Raw genomic sequence first — 26117 nt, forward strand, 5'->3', positions numbered from 1 at the left:
CCCGCCGACCACGCGTCGACACGGGCGGCGACGTCGGGCGTCATGAGATCGAGGTCGGCGATCATCGCCGAGGGGCGGTGGGCGACCGCCTCGATGAGCGTGGACACCGCGTCGGTGATCTGTGCGATCCGGTCGTCGTCGAACAGCGACGGCAGGTACTTCACCCGCACGACCATCTCCTCGCCGTCGGGGACGGCGACGAGGGTCAGTGGGTAGTGGGTCGCGTCGGCGGAGGTGACGCCACGGATGTCGAGTCCCGATGTTGACGTGCCGGTTCCCCCCGCAGCCGTGATCGCGACTCGGTCGACGGGGAACGATTCGTAGACGACGAGGGTGTCGAACACCGCGGCATCGCCGACGGCCGAGGCGATCTCGGCCAGACCGACGTGCTGGTGGTCGAGCAGGCGTGCCTTCGACTGCTGGAGCGCACCGAGCAGATCGGTCACGGTGTCGTCGGGGCGGACGGTCACCGGGACGGGCAGGGTGTTGATGAAGAGACCGATCATCGTCTCGACGCCGTCGATCTCCGGAGGACGGCCCGACACCGTCTCACCGAACACGACGGTCTCGCGGCCGGTCATGCGGGCGACGAGGATCGCCCAGACCGCCTGCAGCACCGTCGAGGTGGTGGCGCCGGCGCGGCGACCGGCCGCGCTGAGGCCACGCACGGTGTCTGTCGGCAGGTGCAGCGACCGTTCCGCGGGCGCGACGTCGGTACGAGGCCGGGCACCGGGCGCGACGAGGGTCGATCCGTCCACCGGTTCGAGGGCGTCGCGCCAGGCCACGAGCGCGGCGGCGTGGTCACGACGCGACAGCCAGTCGAGGTACACGGCGAAATCACGACCGTCGAGTCGGCGGGTGTCGACGGGCGGGCGGGTATCGATGTCACCGCGCGCGGCGAGCAGTTCGCCGAGCACCAGCGGCGCCGACCATCCGTCGAGCAGGAGGTGGTGTGCGGAGATGATGAGCGATGCACCGATCTCCGGGAGGGCGGCGGCGCGGCCGTCGGTGTCGAGGCGGTGTCGGACCCACACGAACCGCATCAGGCCCGGCACGGCCAGGTCGAAGCGTGTCGCCCGCTCAGCGCGGGCCATGCGGTCCACCTCTACGACCGCGGCATCGGCCTCGAGGTCGGTGAGATCGACGACGCGCCAGTTCGGTTCGACGATCGCGGGGACCACGGCCACGACATGACCGGCCGCGGTGCGCCGGAACGAGGACCGGAGCACACGGTGGCGTCGCAGGAGGAGTCGTGCGGCCGCGCGCATCGCCTCGTCCGCGTCGTCGCCGGTCGCGCCCGGACCACCGAAAGTGACCACCGACTGCGTGACGTAGACGTCGATCTCGTCGCGCCGACCGGGGTCGGCGTCGTCCGCGAGGTGCGCGCCGGCCGCGATCTCGGCCTGGAAATACAGACCCTGCTGCAGCGGCGTGAGCGGCCAGAGTGTCGCGCCGGGTTCGGTCGCGCGCAGGGTGTCGATCTCGGACTGCGTCATCGAGGTGGCGGCGAGGTCGGTCTCGCTGGGGCCGGGATCGCCGACGGTGTGGACGAGGGCGGCGATCTCGGCGAGAGCCGACGACCACCGCGAGGCGAGGGCGGCGACCTCGTCGCGCTCGAGGAGGGCTGCGGGGTGGGCGAAGTCGGCGCGCAGCACGCGACCCTCGGCGGTGGCGATCGTGCTGACCGACACGGTGAGTGACGACGTCGCCACCATCGCGCCCGTGATCGAGGGGGGCAGTGCCGGGCCGTCGGCCACCGGCGCGAAGCCGCCGGCGGTGCCGGGGGCGTCGCTCGCGGTGTTGCCGAAGTAGTTCAGGGTCACCGGGGGCAGGGCGGCGTCGCGCAGCGGCGACCCGTCTCGCAGGTATCGCAGGGGTCCGAAGGCGACGCCGCGGTCGGGCATCCGCACCAGCGCGTCCTTGACCGCCTTGACGGTGAGGTCCACGGATCCGAGACGATCCGACACCGACAGGGGCGCGAACGCGGTGAACCAGCCGACGGTGCCCGAGAGATCCGCTCCGGGCGCCACCTGTTCCTCGCGGCCGTGGTTCTCCAGGAGCACCGAGACACCCGCGTCGTCGGGGAACGACTCCTGCAGCGCGGTGACCAACGCGGCGACGAGCACGGCGTCGACCCCGGCACGATAGGCATCGGGTACCGATCCGAGGATCGCGTCGCTGACGTCGGCGGGGACATCGACGGTGCTCGAGATGACGGTCGACTGCCGGTCGCGGTCGCGGTCGAGTTCCAGGCGTCCGTGTGAGCGGGTCGCCACCGCGAGATGCTCGGCCCACAGCGGGATCTCGATGTCGCGGTCGGCCAGATCGGTCAGCACCCCGGTCCAGCGACGCATCGACGTCACGGGCGGGACCACGCGGATCGGTTCGCCGGAACCATGTTGCCACCATGCGGTGGCCACTGCGGTCAGCACCGTCGTCCACGAGACGGCGTCGACGCCGATGTGGTGGATCGCCAGCACCAGTCGACCGGGACGTGACGGATCGACGTCGCGCACACCGACGGCGGCGACGAGTCGCCCGACCTCGGGATCGAGTGCGGCCAGCGCGATCTCGTGGGCTCTGCGGATGGCGGCATGCGGGTCGGCGCCGGCCGGGGCGGTCGCGGGTTGCTCGAGGATCCGGACGAACACGTCGTCGGCCGATCCCGCGCCCGCGGTGAGCTCCCACTCCCCCACGACCCGCCGCAGCGTCGCCGACAGCATGGCGTGCGTCGCCACCACCGCGGAGACGATGGCGTGCACATCGGCCTCGGTGGCCTCGGTGGGCAGCGACAGCAACGCCGACTGCGAGAAGTCGGCGTGATCGGTCGGGGTGTCGACGAGGTCGAGCATCCAGGCGATCGCCGGCCCGATGGGCATCGGTCCGGTTGCGCCACCACGGTATTCGTCGAGAACGACGCCGGCGCCGGTCGCCGCGGCCAGCGCGCGGACGGAGCGGTGTTCGAAGATCATGCGGGGACTGATGGCGAACCCCGCCGCACGGAGCAGCGACGACAGCCGGATCGACATGATCGAGTCGCCGCCGAGGGCGAAGAACGAGGCTGTGACCGAGACCTTCTCGACACCGAGGGTGGCGGCCACGATCTCACCGATCACCCGCTCGTCGGGGGTCGCGGGCGGTGCGTGGTCGGCGTCGGTCTCGTCGAACCGCGGGCGCGGCAGTGCGCGGCGGTCGAGCTTTCCGGCGCTGCCCAGCACCACGTCGTCGAGCGTCACCCAGATCGACGGCCACATGTATTCCGGGAGGGCCGATTCGACGGCGGCGCGCACGGCGTCGACGTCGGGCGGTGTTCCCGGGGTCCCGGCGACATACGCCACGAGATGCTGGGTCGCCATCGGGTGTGTCGGGTCGGAGACGTCACCGGTGACGACCGACGCCGCGGCGTGGACCACCCCGTCCACCGCGGTCATCACCGCCTCGATCTCGCCGAGCTCGATGCGCTGACCGCGGAGTTTCACCTGGAAATCGGTGCGTCCCAGGTACTCCAACGCGCCGTCGGCGCTCCACCGGACGAGGTCGCCCGTGCGGTACAGACGGGCACCGGCCGGCCCCTGCGGATCGGCGACGAACCTCTCCGAGGTGAGGTCGGGCCGCGCGGCGTATCCGCGGGCCACCTGCACACCGCCGAGATACAGCTCGCCGGGGACGCCGACCGGCAGCGGACGCAGTCGGTCGTCGAGGACACGGGTGACGGTGTTGGCGATCGGACGGCCGATGGGGATCACCGCACCCACGGTGTCGATGGGCTGGTGGGTGACCTCGACCGCGGCCTCGGTGGGGCCGAAGAGGTCGTGCAGGTCCGCCCCCGGGAGGCGTGTGCGGACCAGTGCGGCCACGCCCGGCGACAGTGCCTCGCCCGAGGCGAACACGTATCGCAGCGCGATGAGCCGGTCGAGCCGGTCGGCGTCGACCACGTCGAGGAACACCGACAGCATCGACGGCACGAAGTGCACCGACGACACCCGGTGCCGGGCGAGGAGGTCGGCGAGGTGATCGGGGTCGGTGTGACCGCCGGGCCGGGTGACCAGTATCCGAGCGCCGGCCATCAGCGGCGCGAACAGCTCGGGCACCGACACGTCGAAGGTGGTGGGGGTCTTGAGGATCACCGTGTCGTCGGCGTCGAGCGGGAAGGTCGCGAGCCCCCAGCGGAGGCGGTTGAGCACCGACCGGTGGGACACCGTCACACCCTTGGGGCGACCGGTGGATCCCGAGGTGAACAGGGTGTAGGCGGCGTGGTCGGGTCGCAGCGGTGTGTGCCGTTCGGCGTCGGTGACCGGCCCTGCCTCGGCGGGGTCGGTGGTGTCTGCGAGATCGACCACCACGGTCGGGACACCGACGGGCGCCGGCTGCGCGGGATCGGTCGGGGTGGCGTCGGGCGGTGTCGCGTCGACGAGGACGAGGCGGACGGCGGCGGTGTCGACCATGTACGCGACGCGGTCGGCGGGGGCGGCGGGATCGATGGGCACGTACTGCCCACCCGCAGCGATCACGGCGTGGACGGCGACGACCATCGCCGGTGAGCGGTCCATGCGGATGCCGACGGCCGTCTCCGGTGCGACACCGGCGGCGACGAGGCGGCGGGCCAGTCGGTTCACGAGGGCACCGAAGGTGGCGTAGTCCATTGCCGCGGCACCGCTCTCGACCGACGCGGGGGCGTCGGTGTCGGGGATGAGTGCGGTCGCGGTGGGTGTCGCGGCGATCCGGCGGGCGACGACGTCGGCCAGCGTCTCCGACGGCAGGTCGGCGTCGGGGCCGACGCTGCGCACGGCGATGGCGGCGCGTTCGGCGGCGGTGAGCAGGTCGATGTCGCCGACCGGGGTGTCGGGGCGGACCGCGGCGTGGAGCACCGCCACGAATCGGTCGGCCAGGGTCTCCACGGTCGCCTCGTCGAACAGGTCGGCGGCGTAGACGATCTCGCCCTGCCAGTCCGATCCGCTCGGGGCGGTACCGACGCTGACCGCGAGATCGAGTCGGGCGGGTGGCGTTCCGGGATCGGCGAGATCGATACGCAGTCCGCCGGCCTCGATGCCGCGGGATGGTCCGTCGGACGCGGCGACCGACAGCATCACCTGGCTCAGCGGCGCGAACGCCTCCGACCGGGTGGGGGCGAGGAGTTCGACGAGGTGCTCGAAGGCGACGTCCGCGCGGGCGAACGCGTCGAGGTCGACGGTGCGGATGTCGTCGAGAACCGCGCCGATCGTCTGGTCGCCGCGGATGCGGTTGCGGAGCACCAGGGTGTTGACGAACATCCCGACCATGGGGTCGAGCGCGGCCTGGCCGCGGCCGGCGACGGGGGTGGAGATCGCGATGTCGTCGGTCGCCGACAGTCGCGCGAGCACCACCGCGAGCGCGGTGTGCACGGCCATGAAATCGGTGGCGCCGCGGGCGCGGGCGAAGGTACGGACGGTGTCGGCGACGTCGGCAGGGATCGAGAACGTGATGCGGCCGCCGTTCTGCGAGGCAGGCGTCGGTCGCGGTCGATCCGTGGGCAGGGTGAGCACGTCGGGGAGATCGGCGAGATGCTCGAGCCAGTACGCGACCTGCTGTCCCAGCATCGACGTCGGGTCGTCGGCGGAACCGAGGACCTCCTGCTGCCACAGGGCCACGTCGGCGAACTGCACCGACAGCGGCGGGGTGTCGGCACGTGTGCCGACCCTTCGCGCGGAGTAGGCGGTCGCGAGATCCCCGATCAAGGGTGTCAGGGACTCACCGTCGACGGCGATGTGGTGCACCGACAGTGCCAGGAGGTGGTGGTCGGGGCCGAGCGCGGTCAGCCGCGCGCGGACCGGGAGGTCCTCGGTGACGTCGAACCCGGTGTCGAGGAAGGCCTCGATCTCGTCCTCTGCGCCGGCCCCCGTCCCGGCCTCGGCCCAGTCGAGCATCGACTCGGCGACCTCGAGATCGTGGATCCGTTGTCCGGGGCGCCCGTTCGTCTCCGGGAAGGTGGTGCGCAGGATCTCGTGGCGGTCCAGCACGTCGAGGAGGGCCTGTCGCAACGCGGCGGCGTCGAGGGGACCGTGCAGGTGGGCGAGCACCGGGATGACGTAGGCGGTCGACGTCGGTGCGAACCGGTTGAGGAACCAGATGCGCTGCTGCGCGGCGGACAGCGGGATGTGCGCCGGGCGCGGCATGGGCCGCAGCGGTGGCGTGGCCACCCCCGCCTCGGGACCACCCGTCGCCGCACGCAGACGCGCCACGAGTCCGCGCACCGTCGGTGCCTCGAACAGGTCACGCACACCGACGGCGACACCCAGCGCGTCGCCGACACGGGCGGTGACCCGCGTGGCCGACAGCGAGTTGCCGCCGAGGGCGAAGAAGTCCGCGGTGACCCCCACCGCGTCGGCGTCCGTGCCGAGGACGTCGGCGACGACCGCGCGGACCGCGACCTCGTCGTCCCCGCTGGGAGGTTCGACCACGTCGGCGGCGGCGCTGCGGGGGTCGGGTGCCGGCAGTGCGGCGCGGTCGATCTTGCCCACCGGCGTCAGTGGCATCGCGTCGAGGACGGTGATGGTGCTCGGCACCATGTGCGCGGGCAGCGCCGCGGCGAGATGGGCACGGACGTCGTCGGTGTCGGGCACCGCACCGTCGTGTTCCACATACGCCGCGAGGGCGGTGATGGGGCCGCTCCCCCGGAAGATCTGCGAGCCGACCCCGACCCCGACGCCGGCGCCGACGACGACGGCACGACGTACGTGCGGGTGCGTCAGCAACACCGACTCGATCTCGCCGAGTTCGATGCGCTGGCCGCGGAGTTTGACCTGGAAATCCGAGCGCCCGGCGTAGGACAGCTGACCGGTGGCGCTGCGGCGCACGAGGTCTCCGGTGCGGTACATGCGGCTGCCCGGTGTGCCGAAGGGTGCCGCGACGAATCGTTCCGCCGACAGGCCCGGGCGGCGGTGATATCCCCGCGCGAGTGACGGCCCCATCAGGTAGAGCTCGCCGAGCACCCCGGTCGGCACCGGCCGGAGGCGGTCGTCGAGCACGATCGCGTGGGTACCGGGCATCGGCAGGCCCAGCGGCACCGGTGATCCCGGCGTCAACGGTGCGGACGTGATGCAGATGATCGTCGCCTCGGTGGGGCCGTAGGCGTCGAAGAACTCCCGCGTGCCCGCCCACCGGGCCATCTCGGCGTCGGTGACCGCCTCACCGCCGGCGAGCAGGTGGGTCAACGACACCCGCGCGGGGTCCGGCAGCGACGCCGCGACCGAGGGGACGAGGAACGCGTGCGTGGCCGCGTTCGTGGTGATCCACTCGGCGAGTTCGTCACCGCCCACGATGTCGGGCGGGGTCACGACCATGGTCGCGCCGGCGATGTAGGTGCCGAGCACCTCGAGCATGGCGGCGTCGAACGCCGGGGAGCTGATACCCAACCATCGCGACGACGGCTCCGAGCGGTGGTGGTCGCGCAGGGTCTGCGCGACGCCAGCCAGTCCGGTGTGGGTGACGAGCACACCCTTGGGCACGCCGGTCGATCCGGACGTGAAGATCATGTAGGCGCCGTTGTCGGGTCGCAGCGCCGCGATGCGCTCGGCGTCGGTGACCGGCGCACCCGACACCCGACCCGCGTCGATCCGGGCGGTGGTCGCGGCGATCATGGTGTCGTCGAGGGTGATCCACCGTGGACCGGGCGGCATGGCCGTGGCGTCGGATGCGACGTCGCCGCCGACGAACCCGATGCGCGCGGAACTGTCGGTGACGACCTGGCGGATGCGGTCGGCGGGGTACCGCGGGTCGATCGGGCAGTACACCGCTCCGGCCTTCGCGATCGCCCACAGCGCGATCTGTACGTGGGCGGAGCGACGGATCGCGCTCACGACGACGTCGTCGGGGCCGATGCCGGCGGCGATGAGATCGCGGGCGAGTGCCGAACTCACACGGTCGAGGTCGGCATAGGTCAGCGCCATCCGGTCGTCGACGACGGCGAGGGCGGCCGGATCGCGGGTCGCGGAGGCGGCGAGGATGTCGGCCAGCAGCATCGGACCGGGCACCGGATCGACGTCGTGTACCGCGAGAAGCTCGGCGTCGGTGAGGATGTCGATGTCACCGACGGTGCTGCGCGGGGCGTCGAGGACGGTGGCGAGCAGGCGCGTCCACCGATCGACGAAGGTCCGCACCGTCGACTCGTCGAACAGCGCGGTGGCGTAGGTGATGCTCCCCCGCCACGCGTGGGCGCCCTCGGCATCCACGGGCGGGGTCTGCACACCGATGGTGAGATCGACCTTGGCGGTGGTGATCTCGAGGTCGACCGACTCCACGACGATCCCGTCGCCGAGGTCACGGGCGCCGTCGACGCGCGTGGCGCCGCCGCCGTCGCCGACGGTGAACAGGACCTGGACGAGCGGGGCGAAGGCCTCCGAGCGCACCGGGTCGAGTCGGTCGACGAGGTCGTCGAAGTCGACGTCGGCGTGCGCGAGGGCGTCGAGGTCGATGCGGCGCACCTGCGCCAGCAGGTCGGTGAACTCCGTCGTCGGGTCGACCGGTGTGCGCAGCACGACGGTGTTGACGAACATGCCGATGAGGTCGTCGAGTTCGGCGCGGCCCCGCCCGGCGACCGGTGTCCCGATGACCACGTCGTCGGTGGCGGCGATGCGGGCCAACGCCGCGGCCAGGGTCGCGTGGAGCAGCATGAACACGGTCACGCCGTGCTCGCGCGCGAATCGGGTTGCGGCGTCGGCGATGTCGGCGGGTATGTGGATGTCGACGGTCGCGCCGTCGGTCGAGGCGACCGGTGGGCGGGGGTGGTCGGTGGGGAGGTCGATGACGGCGGGGGCCCCGGCCAGCACCTGCGCCCAGTGGTCGAGGCGGGCGCGGTGCGCGGACCCGCCCGCACCGTCGGGCGCGCCGTCGCGTTCGTGGTGCCACAGGGTGTGGTCGGCGTACTGCACGGCCAGGGGTGGCCAGTCCGGTGCTGCCCCGGTCCGTCGAGCCGCGTAGGCGGTCATCAGGTCTCGGGCCACCACGGGCATCGACTCGCCGTCGGCGGCGATGTGGTGCAGCGCGATCACGAGCAGTGCCTCATCCACGACGGCGTGGCCCCCCGACCCCGCGATGCGCGCGCGCAGCGGCAGGTCGGTGGTGAGATCGAAACCACGACGCACCACGGCCATCGCCTCGTCCTCGGAGTCGACGACCGCCACGTCGACGCCGTGGGGCCCGGAGAGCGTGTCCGGGGCGAGGATCTGCTGGTGCACGGCACCGTCGGTGCCGACCGGGTAGAGGGTGCGCAGCACCTCGTGGCGGGTCACCAGATCGACGAACGCCGCACGCAGGGCGTCGATGTCGAGGTCACCGCGCAGGCGCAGCGCCAGCGGGATGGTGTAGGTCGGTTGCGACGGGTCCCAGGAGTTGATGAACCACATCCGCTGCTGCGCCGCCGACAACGGGATCCGCTCGGGCCGGGCCATAGGCCGCAGCGGCCGCGCGGGCCCGGCCTCGGTGACGGAGGCGTCGGCGACGCGCTGCGCGAGCTCCCGCACCGACGGTGCCTCGAAGACATCTCGGACCCCGATGTCGGCGCCCAGCGCATCGGCCACGCGCGCGGCGACGCGTGTCGCCGACAGGGAGGTACCGCCGAGATCGAAGAACCCCTCGGTCACCGACACCGTCGGTAGGCCGAGAACCGTGGCGACGACCGCGGCGATGATCTCCTCGGTCGCATCGGCCGGTGGGGTGTACGCGCCCGCGTCGGAGGCGAGGTCGGGGGCCGGCAGCGCACGTCGGTCGACCTTGCCGCTCGAGGTCAGCGGCAGGGTGTCGAGGACGACCCACCGCGTCGGCCGCATGTGCGCGGGCAGCACCTGCACCGCGTCGACCAGCGGGGTCGGCACCGGGGGGTCGAACGCGCCGGCGACGTGGGCGACGAGGTGGTCGTCGCCGGTGGCGTCGTTCAGCACCGACACCACCGCACCGCGGACCCCGGGCGCGGCGGCGAGCACCGCCTCGATCTCGCCCAGCTCGATGCGCTGCCCGCGCAGCTTCACCTGGAGATCGTTGCGTCCGAGGTACTCGAGCTCACCGGAGCGGTTCCACCGAGCCCGATCGCCGGTGCGGTAGAGCCGCTCGCCGGTGCCGGCCGGATCGGCGACGAAGCGGTCGGCGGTGAGGTCGGGCCGTGACTCGTATCCGCGGGCGAGCTGCACACCCCCGAGGTACAGCTCCCCGGCGACACCGACGGGCACGACATGCAACCGGTCGTCGAGGACCACGGTCGTCGTGCCGGGCACGGGACGGCCGATGGGAACGACGGATTCGTCGCCGGTGACCACGTGGTGGGTCACGTCGACGGCGGCCTCGGTGGGTCCGTAGAGGTTGTGCAGGGTCGCGGCGGGCATCGCGGCCAGGGCTGCGCGTGCGGTGGGCGCGGCGAGCGCCTCACCGGAGGTGACCACCAGCCGCAGACTCCGGGGCGCAGGAGTGCCGGAGGTCGCGAGGACGTCGAGGAACGCCGAGAGCATCGACGGCACGAAGTGCGCGACGCTGACCGCCCAGCGGTCGGCGAGTGCACACAGGTGGACCGGGTCTCCGTGCCGACCCGGTTGCGCGAGCACCAACCGTGCGCCGGTCATCAACGGCCAGAACAGCTCCCACACCGACACGTCGAAGGTGACCGGGGTCTTCTGGACGACGGTGTCGGCCGCGGTGAGGGTGAACCGGTCCTGCATCCACGCCAGGCGGGTGACGATGGCGCGGTGGGAGACGGTGACGCCCTTGGGTTCTCCGGTCGATCCCGAGGTGAACAGGGTGTAGGCGGCGTCGTCGGGACGCAGGGGGGCGCGTCGATCCCTGTCGGCGACGGCGCGGGTGTCCCCCTCGACCGGCCCCGAGCAGTCCACGACGACGAGCGCGTCGGGATGGTCGCCGAGCGCCGACGGCGTCGGCCCCGGGGCGACGAGGGTGAGAGACACCCGCGCGGTGGCGAGCATCGACGCCGTACGCGCCACAGGGGCGTCGGGATCGACGGGGACGTAGCGGGCCCCCGCGGCGGCGACCGCGTGTACGGCGACGAGCAACTCCGCCGATCGTGGCAGGCAGATCGCGACAGCGTCGTCGGGGCCGATACCGCGTGCGATCAGGGTGCGCGCCAGAGATGCGGTGCGTGCACCGAATTCGGCGTACGACACCTCGCGGTCGCCGTCGACGATCGCGGTGGCGGACGGGGTCGCCGCGATCTGCCGGGCCACGGAGGAGGCGAGATCGACGGCGCCGGGGTCGATCCGGGGCGCGGGTCCCCCGTCGGACAACTCCTCGACCCGGCGGATCTCCGCAGGGGCGACGATGTCGATGTCACCGATCGGCACCGTGGGTGTCGCGACACCGGCCGTCAGGACCGCGCACAACCGTTCGGCGAGGCGTTCGACGCTGGGCTCGGTGAACAGGTCGGTCGCATAGATGATCGACCCGCTCAGCGACCGCAGCGCGCCGCGGTCGTCACGCGACGCCGTGAACCCGACGGTGAGGTCGTAGCGCGCGGGCGGGTCGCCCGGATCGACGGGCGTGATCTCGACGCCCGCGACGTCGATGGAGGGGGTCGCCGACTGCTCGAGGGTGAGCAGTACCTGGGCGAGCGGCGCGAAGGCCTCCGACCGGGTGGGGGCGAGAACGTCCACGAGATGTTCGAACGGGACGTCGGCGTGGGCGAAGGCGTCGAGGTCGACGTCGCGCACGAGGTCGAGCAGGTCGGCGAACGACGCGGCGGGATCGATCCGGGTCCGCAGCACGAGGGTGTTGACGAACATCCCGACCAGCGGGTCGAGTTCGGCCCGGCCACGACCGGCGACCGGTGTGCCGACGGCGATGTCGGTGCTCGCCGAGGACCGCGCGAGGACCACCGCGAGGGCGGCGTGGAGCACCATGAACAGCGTGACGCGATGCCGGGCGGCGAGCGCCTCGAGGTCGGCGAGCACGGCCGACCCGAGATCGATGTCCACCGCCGCCCCGCGCATCGACGCCACCGGCGGGCGCGGCGTGTCGGTCGGCAGGTCACCGACGTCGGGCAGTCCCGCGAGGCGTTCACGCCAGTGATCGACCTGCGCGCCCAGAGGTGACGTCGGGTCGTCGACCGCGCCGAGAACCCGCTGCTGCCACAGGGTCACGTCGGCGTACTGCACCGCCAACGGCGCGAAGGTCGGGGCCACTCCGGCGACCCGGGCCGCGTACGCGGTCACGAGGTCGGCGACGAGCGGGGCGATGGACTCCCCGTCGGAGGCGATGTGGTGGATCACCACGTAGAGGAGGTGGTCGGTGTCCACACGGTCTGTGTCGGTGGAGCCGGGGGTCACGCGGTCCGACGCGACGAGTCCCACCCGGATGGGCAGTTCGGTGGCGAGATCGAAGGGCCGCGTGGGCAACCCGGCGACGTCGGCTTCGCACCACCACCGGTCGTCGTCGATCGATGCGGGGTCTCCGATCACCTGGTGGGCGTCGCCGTCGGTGTCCTGGACGTAGGTGGTGCGCAACGTCTCGTGGCGCACGATCACGTCACGGACCGCGACGCGCAGGGCCATCGTGTCGAGCGTGCCGCGCAGGCGCAACGCGAAGGCGATGTTGTAGGCCGGCGACGTCGGGTCGAACCGGTTGATGAACCACATCCGCTGCTGTGCGGGCGACAGCGGGATGCGATCCGGGCGGGCCTGCGCACGCAGAGGTTCGACGCCGTCGGACGCGTTCCCCCGCGTCATGTCACCGACGAGCGCCGCCAGGGCGCGGACGGTGGGTGCGGAGAACACGTCGCGGACGCCGACCCGCACCGCAAGGGCGTCCGACACCCGTGCCGAGACCCGCGTCGCCGACAGCGAGTTGCCGCCGATGTCGAAGAAGCTGTCGGTCACCGATACCGCGTCGACACCGAGGACGTCGGCGAACACCCCGGCCACGGTGGCCTCGAGAGCGTCAGCGGGCGCGACGATCTCGAGGTCGGCGCCCGGGAAGACCGGCTCGGGCAGTGCGCGACGGTCGATTTTGCCCGAGGGTGTGGTCGGCAGCGTCTCGGACACGGTGATGATCGACGGTCGCATGAAGGCCGGGAGGGCACGGGCCAGGTGGGCGGTGACGATCTCGGTGAGGTCGGACACGCCCTCGGGGCCCTCGACATGACCGGCGAGGTGGGCGACGAGGTGGTCACCACCGTCGGGGCGCGTGGCGACGGTGACCGCAGCGGCCACGACACCGGGTGCCGCGGCGAGAACGGCCTCGATCTCACCGAGTTCGATGCGCTGGCCGCGGAGTTTGACCTGCGTGTCGGCGCGACCGAGGTAGTCGATCTCGCCGTGGGCGGTCCAGCGCACGAGGTCGCCGGTGCGGTAGAGACGCTCGCCCGGCAGGCCGTACGGGTCGGCGACGAACCGCTCGGCGGTGAGATCGGCCCGCGAGGCGTATCCGCGCGCGAGTTGCACACCGCCCAGGTGCAGTTCGCCGACGACACCGGGAGCCACGGGGCGGAGTCGGTCGTCGAGGACGCGGGTGACGGTCCCGGCTATGGGCGTACCGATGGGCACGGTCGTGTCGCCGCGCAGCACCTCGTGCCAGGTGACGTCGACAGCCGCCTCGGTGGGCCCGTACAGGTTGTGCAGGCGTGCGTTCGGCAGACCGGCGAATGCGGACGCGGCAACCGCGGCCGGTAACGCCTCCCCCGAGGCGAACACCGCCCGCACGCCCGCCAGATCCGCGGGCGACGAGGTGTCGAGGACGTCAGCGAACACCGACAGCATCGACGGGACGAAGTGGGCCACCGTCACCCCTTCGGCGGCCATGAGCTCGGCGAGGTGTCGGGGGTCGCGGTGGCCGTCGCGGCGAACCACCACGAGACTTGCTCCGGTCATCAACGGCCAGAACAGTTCCCACACCGACACGTCGAAGGTGGCCGGGGTCTTCTGGATGACGACGTCGGTGTCGGTGAGTGCGAACTGTTCCTGCATCCAGAGGAGGCGGTTGACGATGGCGGCGTGCGACACCGTCACCCCCTTCGGCCGACCGGTCGATCCCGACGTGAACAGCGTGTAGGCGGCGTGGTCGACACCGACACCGCGACGGTGTTCGACCACGGCGCGCGACATCGCGTCGTCGGGCACGGTCGCTGCGGCGCAGTCGATCTCGATGATCATGCGGTCGCCCGGCACGACCGGGGAAGTACCGGCCGGGACGAGCACGATCTGCGCGCCGGCGGTGGTGAGCATGTGGTCGATGCGGTCGGTGGGCGCGTCGGGGTCGAGCGGGACGTACTGCCCACCCGCGGCGACGACCGCGTGGATGGCGACGAGCAGTTCCGTCGATCGCGGGATCGCGATGCCGACAGCGACATCGGGCGCGACCCCGTGACCGATGAGGTCGGAGGCCAGGTGATCGACCCGGATCCCGAACTCGCGGTACGTCATCGACGTGCCGTCGACGCGGAGCGCGACGGCATCCGGGGTCCGGGCCACCTGGGCCGCGACGAGATCGGGGAGTACGGCGGAGGTCTGGGCCCCCGAGAGCAGCGGGGCGCCGGTCGACCACCCGTGCATCCGTTCGGCCATCGCGGGTGAGAGCAGGTCGATGTCGTCGACGCGGCGGTGCGGGTCGTGCGCGATCGCGGCGAGCAGCGCCATCATGGCGTCGGCGATGACGGCCACCATGTCGTCGTCGAACGCCGACGGCAGATATTTTAGCGTGAGGGTCAGCCCCGGCCCGTCGGTGTCCCTGTCGGACGCGGACGTGGGGGCGGGGGCGGCGACGAGGTTCAGCGGGTAGTGCGTCGCGTCGGTGGACGACACGGCCCGCACCGGACCCGCTCCCCCACTCGCCGCGGCGGCGACGGCCGCATCGACCGGGTAGGACTCGTAGACCGTCAGGGTGTCGAACAGCGTCGGGTGGCCGATCGCGTCGGCGATGTCGGCGAGTCCGACGTACTGATGGTCGAGCACCGCCGCCTTCGAGCGGTGCAGGGATGTGACGAGATCGGCCGGAGTGGTGCCGGGGTCGACGCGTGCGGCCACGGGCACCGTGTTGATGAACAACCCGATCATCTGCGTGACCCCGGGCTCGTCGGGCGGTCGTCCCGACACCGTCTCCCCGAACACCACCGACGTGCGTCCGGTGATGCGGCTCAGCAGGATCGACCACGCGGCCTGCAGGACCGTCGCCATGGTGGCGTCGAGATCGCGGACCCGATCGGTCAACGCCGCCGTCAGGTCGCGGGTGAGGTCCACGCGCAGGTCGCGGGGCGGGGCGTCGATGCTCGTCGTGTATCCCGGGGCCACCAGCGTCGGACCGTCGACGTCGGCGAGGGCGTCGCGCCAGACGGTGAGCGCGGCCTCGCGATCGCGGGTCGCGAGCCGGTCGAGGTGGTCCCCGAAGTCGGGACGCACCGGGTCGGCGGAAAGGGCAGGGCCACCGAACAGCGGAGCGAGCAACTCGCCCAGGAGGATCGGCGCCGACCACCCGTCGACGACGAGGTGGTGGGCGGTGATCACGATCGACACCGCGGGGTGTGCGTCTGCGTCGATGTGCGCCACGTGGACGAACCGGATGAGCCCGCCGCCGGCGAGGTCGAAGCCCGCGACGCGGTCGTCATGGGCGATCTGCTCGAGTCGCCGTACCGCGTCCGCGGGTGCGGTGTCGCCGAGATCGACCGTGCGCCAATGGAGAGTCGCCTCGGGTGCGACGACGGCGACAGGCCGGCCGGAGCTGCTGCGCACGAACGCCGTGCGCAGCACGCGGTGTCGGTCGACGAGTGTCTGCGCGGCCCGCCGGGCGGTGTCGGTGTCGAAGGTGTCGGTGACGGTGATCGTCGACTGGGTGACGTAGACGTCGGCGCCGCCGGCGAACTCCGATTCGAAGTACAGGCCCTGCTGCAACGGGGTGAGCGGCCAGAGGTCGGCACCCGGGTGCGCGGCGAGCACCGCGTCGATCTCGGACTGGGTGAGGCCGGTGGTCGCGAGATCGGTCTCACTGGGACCGACGGGACCCTCGCCCAGTCGCCGGACGATCGCGTCGAGGTGCGCGGCCCACCGGTCGGCGATCGCGACGACCTCGTCTCGGTCGATCGCACCCGGCGCGAAGGCGAACTCGGCCTGCAGTTCCCGTCCGCCGCCGGCGGTGGCGTCGCCTGCGGGGACGACCGCGCCGATGGTGACGGTGAGCGCCGCGAGCGCCGACATCTCGGCACGCACCGACGGCGGCAGGGTCGGCGTGCCGGCGACCGGCGCGAAGGGTGACTCGTGGGCGGTACCGGGCTCGCCCGGCCCGGAGCGCACCCCCAGGTAGTTGACGCTCACCGAGGGCAGGGGCCGGTGGCGCAGCGGCGATCCGGGCCGGAGGTGGCGCAGCGGTCCGAAGGCGATGCCCCCGTCGGGCATCCGCGCGACGGCGTCCTTGACCGCCTTCACCGTGGCGACGACCGCGTCGGGTCCGGCCGCGTCATTGTCGACGGGCGCAACCGGGAGCGTCAGCGGGACGAAGCTGGTGAACCACCCGACGGTCTCCGACAGATCGGCGCCCGGTGCGAGATGTTCCTCGCGGCCGTGGTTCTCGAGGAGCACCGAGACCGGTGCGTCGGCCCCGGTCGCCCGCACGTCGGCGAGCGCCTGCATCAGCGCGGCGATCAGCGTCGTGTCGACGCGGGCGCGCAACGCCTCGGGGACCGACGTGAGGATCGGGTCGGCGACCGCGGCGGGCACGACCACACCGACGGTCTCGACCGTGCCCAGACGGTCACGGTGGCGATCGGTCGCGATCGCCGTCGGCACGCCGTCGGCGGGTAGGTGCCGATCCCACAGCGCCAGTTCCGATTCCCGCTCGGCCAGATCGGTGAGGACGCCGGCCCACCGGCGGAACGAGGTGCCGGTGGTGGCGACGGTCGGTGGCCGGTCGGCGCGCAGGTGCCACCACGCCGCGCCGATCCCGGACACGATGGTCGGCCACGACACGGCGTCGACACCGATGTGGTGGATGACGACGACGAGTCGGCCGATCCCGGTGGCGTCACGGACCCCGACCGCGGCGACGAGACGCCCGGTCGACGGGTCGAGCCGGGCGGACGCCCGGCGGTGTGCGTCACCGATCGCGGCGTCGGTCGTCGCATCCGGGGCGGCGACGATCTCGACGTGCACGTCCTCGACGTTCCCGGCACCGGCGAGCACCGTCGGTCGACCGTCGTCGACGGTGAGGGACGCGGTGAGCATCGGGTGGGCGTCGGCGACGGCACCGATCGCCGCGCGCAGCTCGGCGACGTCGGCGTCGGGTGGGAGCACCAGCACCGCGGACTGGGAGAAGTCGGCGAACTGGTCGGGGTGGTCGACGAGGTCGAGCATCCAGCCGACGCCGGGGGTCGGCGCCACGGGTCCGGTGGCACCGTCGGGGTATTCGGCGAGTGTGTCGGCGGTGTCGCCGGCGGTGGTGTGGGCCAGGCCGCGGACGGTGCGATGGGTGAAGATGTCGCGCGGGCTGATCGCGTAGCCGGCGCCGCGCAGCAGCGACGTCAGTCGGATCGAGAGGATCGAGTCGCCGCCGAGGGCGAAGAACGAATCGGTGACCGAGACGCGGTCGACACCGAGCACGGCGGCCACGATGTCGGCGATGACCCGTTCGTCGTCGGTGGCGGGCGCGACGTGGTCGGCGACGGCCGCACCGAAGTCGGGTGCGGGCAGGGCACGTCGGTCGAGCTTGCCCGCGGCGTTGCGCGGGATGTCGTCGAGGGTGATCCAGATGCCGGGCCGCATGTACTCGGCGAGCGATGTCTCCGCGGCGGCGCTCGCCGCCGTCACCAGGGTCTCGGCGTCGCGACCGGCGAGGTAGGCGACGAGATGTTGTGCCCCACCGGGCGCGGTCACGACCGATGCGGCGGCGTGCACGACGCCCGGCGCACCGGCCAACACAGCCTCGATCTCGCCGAGTTCGATGCGTTGCCCCCGGAGCTTGACCTGGAAGTCGCTGCGTCCCAAGTATTCCAGGTCGCCCCGGCGGTTGCGTCGGACGAGATCACCGGTCCGGTACAGCCGCTCGCCACCACCGGCGGGGTCGGCGACGAAACGGTCGGCGGTGAGGTCCGGCCGGGCGGCGTACCCGCGGGCGAGTTGCGGTCCGCCGAGGTAGAGCTCGCCGGTGACGCCGGGGCCGACCACCTGCAGCCGGGAGTCGAGGACCACCGTGCGGGTGTTCCACACCGGTCGCCCGATCGGCACCACGTCGCCGACGACGTCGAGGGTGTGGTGGGCGACCTCGACGGCGGCCTCGGTGGGGCCGAACAGATCGTGGAGGGCGGCGTGGGGCAGTGCGGCGCGGGCCGCGCGGGCGAGACCCGGTGACAGCGCCTCACCGGAGCAGAACAGATGACGCAGCGCGGTCCAGTGCTGCAGGGTCGCGGTGTCGACGACGTCGAGGAACACCGACAGCATCGACGGGACGAAGTGCACCGACGTCACCGCATGGGTCACGAGGACGTCGACGAGGTGCTCGGGGTCGGTGTGCCCGCCGTCGACGGCGATCACCATCCGGGCGCCGGACATCAACGGCGCGAACAGCTCCGGTACCGAGACGTCGAAGGTGTAGGGCGTCTTGAGCAGCACCGCGTCGGCGGACCCCAGGGGGAAGGCGTCGAGTCCCCACCGCAGTCGGTTGAGCACGGCCCGGTGCGTCACGGTCACGCCCTTGGGGCGGCCCGTCGACCCGGAGGTGAACAGCGTGTACGCGGCGTGATCGGGCCGCAGCGGACGACGTCGGTCGGCGTCGGTGACCGGCGCGACACGGTCGGTCCCGTGGTCGACACCGGCGATGTCGGCCGTGGTGTCGACGGTGAGGACCGCGAGGTGGTGATCGGCCTGCGACACCCAGGCGGGACGGTGATCGCGGCCGACCAGCACGACGCTCGCCCCGGAGGTGTCGATCATGTACTCGGCGCGGTCGGCGGGGGTCGCGACGTCGATGGGGACGTACTGACCGCCTGCGGCGAGGACGGCGTGGACGGCGACGACGAGTTCCGGTGAGCGCGGCAGACACAGCGCGACGGCGTCGTCGGGACCGACACCGGCGTCGATCAGATCGCGCGCCAGCATCGACACCCGCGCCCAGAACTCGCCGTGGGTCAGCGTGCGCCCGGAACCGTCGGTGGTCACCAGCGCGATCGCGTCGGCGTGGGCGTCGCCGTGGCGGCGACTCTCCTCGGCCAGGGTGCTCGCGGGCACCGACACCTCCGGGCCCCGCGACGCGGCGACCTGCGCGGCGATCTCGGTGTCGTGCAGGATCGCGATGTCCCCCACCGGTGTCGCGGGGTCGTCGGCGAAGGCGGTCAGGACGCGGCGGAAGGCGGCGGCGAACCACTCTACGGTGTCGTGGTCGAACAGCGCTGCGGCATAGAGGAACACGCCCGTCAGCTCGGCGTCGTTGTCGGTGACGCCGACGGTCAGGTCGAACTTCGCGACGTCGTCGCGGGCGGGCTGGAGTTCCATCGCGATGTCACCGAGGTCGGCCGACACCGGTGCGTCGGTGTCGTGCACGAGCAGCACCGAGGCCAGCGGTTCGAACGCCTCCGACCGCACCGGGTCGACGGCGTCGACGACACGCTCGAAGGGCACCTCGGCGTGGGCGAACGCGTCGAGATCGACGCGGCGGACGTCGGTGAGCAGGTCGACGACGGTTGTGGCGGGGTCGATCTCGGTCCGCAGCACCAGGGTGTTGACGAACATGCCGATGAGCGGGTCGAGGTCGGCGTGACCGCGACCGGCCACCGGGATGGCGACGGCGATGTCGGTCGACGACGACAGGCGCGCGAGCACCGCCGCCAGGGCCGCGTGGACGACCATGAAGGTGGTGACACCGGCGGCGGCCGCGCGTCGTCGCACCGCACTCGTGGTCGCGGCGTCGAGGCCGAACTCGACGGTGCCGCTGCGGCCGTCGGGTACGGGGGGACGGGGCCGATCGGTCGGGAGCCCGAGCACCTCGGGCAACCCCGCGAGCGTGGAGCGCCACCAGGCGAGATCGTGTGCCATCGGTGATCCGGGGTCGCCGGCCGATCCCAGCCGGTCCCGTTGCCACAGAGCATAATCGGCGTACTGGACGTGCAACGGCGTCCACTCGGGCACGCCGCCCGCACTACGCGCGGTGTAGGCGTGGGCGATGTCGCGGGCCAGGACCGGCGCGGACTGGCCGTCGGCCGCGATGTGGTGGACGACGACGACGAGCAGGTGGCGCGAGGGATCTGCGCTGTGCAGCCGTACGCGCAGCGGCAGGTCGGTCGCGACGTCGAATCCGCGGCCGATGATCACCCGCGCCTCGTCGTCGGTGGCCGCGATCGCCCAGTCGAGCTGTGTCCGTGCGTGGTCGGGCGCATCCACGAACTGCATCGGCGCGCCGTCGCCACCGGTCGGGTAGGTGGTGCGCAGCACCTCGTGTCGTTCGACGAGGTCGCTGACGGCCTCGCGGAGGGCGTCGACGTCGAGGTGTCCGCGCAGGGCGACGACGACCGGGATGTTGTAGGCGGCCGACGTCGGGTCGAACTGGTTGATGAACCACATACGGCGCTGCGCGTACGACAGGGGGATCTCGGCCGGGCGATCGCGGGGTGTCGGGGGTGCGACGGGGACAAGGCCGCCCCCGGCCCCCGGCGGGTTGTCGGCGGGATCAGTCGCCGTGGCGTCGAGGACCGCCCCCCATCCGCGCGGGGTGGGGTCGTCGAACAGGTCGCGGACACGCAGATCGCGGCGCAGTCCCTGGCCCACCCGGGCCACCACACGGGTCGCGGCGAGCGAGTTGCCACCCAGCTCGAAGAAGTCGGCCGTCGCCGACACCTCGTCGACACCGAGGACGTCGGCGTACACGGCGATGATGAGTCGTTCGGTGTCGGTGGCCGGCGCGACCACGTCGCCGTCGTGGCCCGATCCCGCGAACACCGGTGCGGGCAGCGCGCGGCGGTCGAGTTTGCCTGTGGGGGTGAGCGGTACCGATGCGAGCACCATGATCGACGCCGGTACGAGGTGTCGCGGCAGGCGTGCTGCGACACCGGTGCCGAGGTCGGCGGTGTCGAGCGCACGTCCGGGCCGCGGGTGGACGTACGACACCAACATGGTCTGCCCGGATCGCGGATCGGTGCGGGCGAGCGTGGTCGCGAACGCGACGTCGGGATGGGCGCCGAGGACGGTGTCGACCTCACCCGGTTCGATGCGGAAGCCGCGGATCTTCACCTGGAAGTCGTTGCGACCCCGGAACTCCAATTCGTGGGTCGCCATGTCGTCGACATCGGGCGCGCCGCGCCGCAGTCGGACGAGGTCACCGGTGCGATACAGGCGGCCGCCGGGCGGACCGAAGGGATCGGCGACGAACCGTTCGGAGGTCTGCCCCGGCCGACCGAGGTAACCGCGTGCCAGCGCGGGCCCGGACAGGTAGAGCTCCCCGGTGACCCCGAGCGGCACCGGCCGCAGGCGGTCGTCGAGAACGTGGGCGCGTACGCCGGTGACGGGAACACCGATGGGGACCGCACGCGGTGCACCCGCGTGCCGGTCGTCGGTGTCCGCCTCGCGCAGTGGGGCGGTCGACGTCGACCAGATCGTCGCCTCCGACGGGCCGTAGAGGTTGAACATTCGCCGTCCCGGCGCCCACCGGCGCACCAGTTCGGGCGGGCAGGTGTCGCCGGCGACGCAGAGGATCGCCAGCGCGTCGAGACCGTCGGCGGGGACGGTGGACAGCGCGGCGGGTGTGACGAAGGCGTGGGTGATCTGCTCGGTCGCGACGAATCGTGCCAGCTCGTCGCCGCCGACGATGTCGGTCGGCGCGATCACCTGTGTCGAGGCGGCGGCGACCGCGAGGAGCGTCTCGAAGATCGAGGCGTCGAAGCTGGGCGAGGCGAACGCGAGGACCCGCGCGGTCGGGGTGAGCGCGAACCGACCGCGCATCTCGCTCACCACGTTCGCGAGGCCGCGGTGGGTGACCGCGACGCCCTTGGGTCGTCCGGTCGATCCCGAGGTGAAGATGACGTAGGCGGTGTCGTCGATGCGCGCCGTCGTCGGTGTGCCGGGGTCGTGGGGGCCGGGCCGGGCGAGAGTCTCGAGATCGAGCCACTCGATGTGCGACGGCAGGACACCACTGCCGCCGGACTCCGTCACCCCGATGCGTGCGTCGCTGTCGGCGAGCATCTGTGCGACGCGCTCGGCGGGGTGATCGCGGTCGATGGGCAGCACCGCGCCGCCCGCACGGACGATTCCCCAGAGCGCGAGCGTCGCCGCGGCCGATCGCGGTATCGCACACGCGACAACGTCACCCGGACGCACACCACGGCGATGCAGGTGCGCGGCAACGTGATCGGCATGCTCGGACAGCTCGCGGTACGTCCAGCGCGTCGTGGCGTCGACGACCGCGACACCGTCGGGATTCGCGGCGACGGCGTCGGCGAGGATCTCGGCGAACGTCCGCGGCGCGCTGTCGCCGGGCGTCGCGAGTTCGTGGCCCGCCTGCGTGTCGGATCCGATCAGGTCGATGTCGCCGACCGGGCGGGTGGGGTCGGCGACCGCGGCGGCGGCCAGAGCGACGAACCTGTCGGCGAGGTCGGCGACGGTGGCCTCGTCGAAGAGGTCGGTGGCATAGGTGAACACCATGCGCGGGGTCCCGGCCCCATCGGCGTCACCGGTGGACACCGTGAGCGACAGGTCGAATTGCGTGGTGGTGACGGGCGGGTCGACGGCGTGGACGTCGACACCCGGCAGGGCGAAGGCGGAGCGGTCGGCGTCGACGAGGTTGAGGGCCACCTGGAACAGCGGCGAGTGCGCTGCGCTGCGATCCGGGGCGAGGTGCTCCACGAGTCGCTCGAACGGGAGGTCGGTGTGCGTGAGGGCCGCGACGTCGGTGGCACGCACGTCGTCGAGGAGGGCCGCGAAGCCCGCCGACCGGTCGACGCGGGTGCGCAGCACGAGGGTGTTGACGAACATCCCGATGAGGTCGTCGAGTTCGGCGGCGTCGCGACCGGCGACGGCGGTGCCGATCGCGATGTCGTCGTCGGTACCCGACCGCGCGAGCAGGGCCGCGAACACCGCGTGGAACGCCATGAACGGGGTCGCCCCGTGGTTCTGCGCCAGGTGCAGCAGACCGCCGATGACGTCCGGTGCCGGGTCGAGGTGGTACTGCGCTCCGCGTCCGGATGCCACGGCCGGTCGGGGCCGGTCGACGGGGAGGTCGGTCACCTCGGGCAGGTCGGCGAGGTGCTCGCGCCAGTGGTGCCACTGCCGCGCCGCGGTCGACGTCGGGTCGTCGATGTCGCCGAGCACCGCGCGCTGCCACACGGTGTAGTCGGCGTATTGCACCGGCAGCGGCGCGAGATCGGGCGCACGACCTGCGACCCGGGCGGTGTAGGCGGACATCAGATCTCGGGCCAGCGGCGCCAGCGACGCCGCGTCGGCGATCACGTGGTGGGCCACGAGCACGAACACGTACTCGCCACCGGTGCCCGCGGCGTCCTCCGGCGCGACCCGGAGCAGCCGTGCCCGCACCGGTGGGTGCGCCTCGAGATCGAAGGATGCGGTGACGATCTCGGTGATCGCGCTCTCGATCGCGAGCACATCGCCGGCGGTGAGGTCGCGTGGCGGGTCGATGACCGTGTCGCTGCGGTGTCCCGCGGCGGGCATCACCACCTGCGCGGGGATGCCGTCGGTGGCGACGAAACGGGTCCGCAGCGACTCGTGGCGGGCGATCACGTCGTCGACGGCGGCGGCGAGGGCGCCGGGCCGCAGGTCACCGGAGAAGCGCAGCACCAACGGGATCACGTAGGCGGCGCTGTCGGGATCGAGGCGGGACAGGAACCAGATCCGGCGCTGGGCGTCGGACAGACCGATCGTGTCGTGGCGCTCGACCGGCAGCAGCAGCGGCCGGTCGGCGGCGCCGCGATCGGTCACCACGCCGGCGAGACCGCGGACGGTCGGCTGCGCGAAGACGTCGCGCACACTGACGTCGACGTCGAGCTGTCGACCGATCTCCGCGGCGATCCGCGCGACCGCCAGCGATGTGCCGCCGAGATCGAACAGTGATGTCGTGACACCGATCCGGTCGAGTCCGAGGACCTCGGCGACGAGCGCGGCGATCACGCGTTCGGTGTCGGTGGCGGGCGGTTCGGTGTGTCCGGTCTCGACCGGCGCCTGCGGGGTCGGCAGGGCGTCGCGGTCCACCTTGCCGTTGACGGTCAGCGGGAGCGCGTCGACGACCATGACGACCGACGGCACCATGTACTCCGGGACCCGCGCCGCGACGGCGCCGCGTGCCGCGGCGACCAGCTCGGTGTCACGGTCGGTGTCGCGCGGATCCTGGTGCGGCGCAGTGTTCTCACCGGCGCCCGATTTCGCGACGATGTAACCGACGAGTTGTTCGGGCTGGTCGTCACGGGTGCGGACCGCCGCCGCCGCGGCGTCGACACCGTCGACGGCGGCGAGTGCGGCCTCGATCTCTCCCAGTTCGATACGGAAACCGCGCAGCTTGACCTGGTCGTCGCCCCGGCCGAGGAACTCCAGCGACCCGTTGCGCTCGAGAACGAGGTCGCCGGTGCGGTACATCCGCGCACCGGGCGGACCGAACGGGTCGGCGACGAATCGACCCGCGGTCAGATCACCCCGTCCGAGGTAGCCGCGGGCGACCTGCGGCCCACAGACGTAGAGCTCCCCGGGCACGCCCTCGGGTACCGCGGCCAGACGCGCGTCGAGCACGACCGTCCGGGTCCCGGGAAACGCGACACCGATGTCGGACACAGTTGTCGCCGCAGCGAACTCGGATGTCACGGCCCGACGCGTCATGTACACCGTGGTCTCGGTGGGCCCGTACATGTTGTTCAGCGCGGGACCGGTGTGGCCGTCGATCGCGATGCGGTCGCGGTACCAGCGCCGCACCTGTTCGAAGTCGAGGCGTTCCCCGGCGAACATGATCTCGCGCACCGACGGCGACAGTCGTGGCGCGCTTGCGTCGTCTCCCCCGCCGCGCAGCGCGGCGGCCAGTTGGTAGAACGCCGAGGGGGTGAGGTTGAGGATGCTGACCTGTTCGTGCGTCAGGACCGCGACCATGTCGTCGGGTGACCGCGTGGTGAGGTGGTCGAGGACCACGAGGCGACCACCGGCGGCCAACGCGGGCCAGATCTCGCCGACCGAGACGTCGAAGGCGTACGAGGCGAACATCGTCCAGACGTCGTCGGCGGTGGTGTCGTACAGCTCGTCGAGGGCGTTGAGCATCGCCACGATCTGCTCGTGGGTGATCACGACACCCTTGGGCACACCGGTCGATCCCGACGTGAAGATCACGTACGCGGCGTGGCGGCTGTCGATGCGTTCGGGCAGCGGCGGCGAGGATTCGCGGTCGCTCTCGCGCGCGATGTCGGCGACCGTCGCGGTGGGCGCGCCGATCTCCGCGCACCAGTCCGACGCGGTGTCGTCGGCGGTGAGGATCATCAGTGGTCGGGCCGCGGCGACGATGGTCTGCGATCGACGCACCGGGTGGGTGCGGTCGAGCGGGAGGTACGCGGCACCGGCTTTCAGGACGCCGAGCAGCGCGACGATGAGGTCGACGTCGCGGGGCAGGGCCACACCGATGAGCGTCTCGGGCCCCGCTCCCGCGCGGATCAGCCCACGCGCGAGGCGGTCGGAGCGTTCGTCGAGTTCGGGATAGGTCAGCGCCACACCGCGCAGGTCCGACACCGCGACCCGGCCCCCACCCCCGGCACCGTGTGTCGCGGCGCGGTGCACCGCGGACCGGAAGCGACCGGGGACCGAGCCCCAGTCCGTGGTGCCGGCGACCTCGTCGGCGATCGCGGCGATCCGTGCGAGCGCCGCGGCGGTCGCGGAGCCGATCTGCGCCGGCGACAGACCCTGTCGCGGAAGGAGACCGGTGACCGTGGCACCGACCGCCGCCTCGGCGCCGATGCCCCGCGCGGTCAGCATCGGGACCGTGGCGGTGATCTTCGCCGAGAGCGCGGCCAGGGTGACCGGTCCGGTGGCTCCGTCGACGACCACCCGGTCGGGCTCGAGACCGGCGGCGAGTGCGACGAGTCGCGGCGTCGGCGGACGCAGGTTCGCCGCCCGGGGGTCCGACAGACGGGCAGTCGTGCCGCGCACGGTCGTGGTGGGGGCGGCACGACGAGGTTCCGGCGCGCCGGGCACGCCTGGTCC

General features: G+C 72.4%; 1 protein-coding gene (only partly in view). It reads right to left on the reverse strand.

Annotated features, from left to right (window positions below; genetic code table 11):
- Window positions 1–26108, reverse strand: the 5' portion of a protein-coding gene (locus ACQ7HM_RS00675) for a non-ribosomal peptide synthase/polyketide synthase (RefSeq protein WP_434214335.1). Its footprint begins 13882 nt before the window's first position; the window shows 26108 of its 39990 coding nt (coding positions 1–26108); it begins with the start codon at window positions 26106–26108; its stop codon lies beyond the left edge, outside the window.
- Between the last annotated feature and the right edge of the window lie 9 nt (window positions 26109–26117).

Source organism: Williamsia sp. MIQD14 (assembly GCF_051025635.1).
Taxonomy (GTDB): Bacteria; Actinomycetota; Actinomycetes; order Mycobacteriales; family Mycobacteriaceae; genus Williamsia_A.